Origin of the sequence: Corallococcus praedator (assembly GCF_003612125.1) — a bacterium.
Classification (GTDB): domain Bacteria; phylum Myxococcota; class Myxococcia; order Myxococcales; family Myxococcaceae; genus Corallococcus; species Corallococcus praedator.
In genome coordinates this window covers 1-1,985 of the sequence record NZ_RAWI01000715.1, presented here as the reverse complement: position 1 = coordinate 1,985, position 1,985 = coordinate 1, and the positions used below count along the sequence as shown (strand labels likewise).

Genomic DNA, 1,985 nt, shown 5'->3' with positions numbered 1-1,985 from the left:
TCGCGGTGCTGTTCGGCGTGTGGGGCGTGGTGTCGTTCAACCCGTTCACGCTGGTGATTGCCTTCTTCGTGTTGATGGGCGCGGAGGCCGAGTCCAAGCAGGTGCGGATGCGCGTGGCGCTGGAGCGCGTGAAGGTGGAGGCGATGATGACGCCCCGGGTGGTGGGCGTGGACCAGGACCTGTCCATGCTGGATGCGCAGTGGGCGCTTCGGCGCGAGCACGTGGCGATGCTGCCGGTGACGAGCGCGGGGCGGCCGGTGGGGCGCGTGACGTGGGCGGCGGTGCAGGCGCTGCCGGACGAGGAGCGCGCCGGGCGCATGGTGCGGGATGCGATGGAGGACGGGGTGGTGGCGGAGGTGGGCGAGGACGGGTGGACGGCGCTGCGGCGGATGGCGGAGGCGCGCGTGCCGCTGGTCGCGGTGGTGGACGCGGACGGGCTGCTCGCGGGCACGCTGGATTGGAATGATCTCCAACGGGGGATGACGCGGGCGGAGCAGGAGGCGGAGCGGACGGGGCCGCGCACAGGATGGCGGCGTGAGCGGCCGGCGTGAGGGGCCGTGAGCGAGTTCGCGGCGCTGATTGAAGCCGAGCGGGAGCCGCTGATGCGGCGCTGGACCGAGCGGCTCCAGGAGCACCTGTCTCCGCGGACGCGCTCCGAGCCCGAGCTGCGCGACCACATTCCGGACGTGCTCAGCGAACTCACCTCCTGTCTGCGACAGGGCAGCGTCCCGGCGAGCAATCCGACCGCTCGGGAGCACGGCCGCCAGCGCCACCGCCTCGGCTTCAACCTGAAGGTGCTCATCCACGAGTATGACCTCCTGCGCGGACTCATCCTGGACCTGGCGGAAGCGCACCGGCTGGCGGTGACGCTGCGCGAGGTGCGCGTCCTCTCCGACTTCTTCTCCGCCGCCATCTCCGAGGCGGTGTTGGAGCACCAGCAGCGCGGTGAAGCGCTGGTGGAGAGCGAGGCGCGCCTGCGCGTCGTCGTGGAGGGACTGGCCGCGGGCAGCTTCCGCTTGGACCTGGGCACCGGGGAGGGGGACGCGGACTCCCGCTTCCGGAGAATCCTCGGCCTGTCCGAAGAGGTGCCCTTCACTTTCGAGCAGGGGACCCGGGCCTGTCACCCGGCGGACCTGGCCCGGGTCCTCCATGCGTTCGAGGACGCCAAGGCGGGTCGCAACGGCGGCCAGTTCCAGGTCGAGCACCGGGTCCGGCCCTCGCTCCCGTTCCAGGACGTCCGGTGGGTGGAGGCTCGGGGACAAATCCTCTCCGGCCCGGATGGAAGCCCCGCGCGCCTCACCGGAACGGTCACGGACATCACCGCGCGCAAGCAGGCGGACGCGGAGCGCGAGAAGCTGCTGGCCGAGGTGGAGGCGGCGCGCAACCGGTTGCTCAGCCTCTTCGAGCACGCGCCCGCGTTCCTTGCCCTGTTGAGCGGGCCCGAGCACGTGTACGAGGCCATCAACCCGCCCTACCAACTGCACGTGGGCCGCGAGCGCAAGCTGCTCGGCCTTTCCGTCGCGCAGGCGCTGCCGGAGCTGGTGCCCCAGGGGTTCCTGCAACTGCTGGACGACGTCTACCGCACGGGCACGCCGCACATCGGGCGTGAGACCTTCATCCGCTTCGACCGGGACGGCCGGGGCGAGTTGGAGGACGCGTACGTCGACTTCGTCTACCAGCCGCTGCGGGACGCGCGGGGGCAGGTGGATGGCATCGTCGTCTTCGGCTTCGACATCACGGAGCCGGTGCAGGCGCGGCGTCGCGCGGAGGCCCTGGCGGAGAAGCTCCGGGCGAGTGAAGCCGAGCTGCGGCAGGTGACGGACGCGATTCCGCTGCTCGTCTCGCGGGTGACGGCGGATGAGCGCTACGGCTTCGCCAACAAGGCGTACGAGGACTGGTTCGGCCACACGCGAGAGGAGCTGCTCGGGCGCCCCGTCCGGGGAATCATCGGGGAGGCGGCCTATGCGGTGCTGGGGCCCTACGTG

At 71.4% G+C, this 1,985-nt stretch carries 2 protein-coding genes; both read left to right on the top strand.

Annotated features, from left to right (window positions below; genetic code table 11):
• The coding region (locus D7Y13_RS41165) for a CBS domain-containing protein (RefSeq protein ID WP_120631051.1) at positions 1-551 on the top strand (551 nt) is incomplete at its 5' end.
• Between the two features lie 6 nt (positions 552-557).
• Positions 558-1,985: PAS domain-containing protein (locus D7Y13_RS41160; protein ID WP_158626206.1), on the top strand; the 1,428-nt coding region annotated here is incomplete at its 3' end.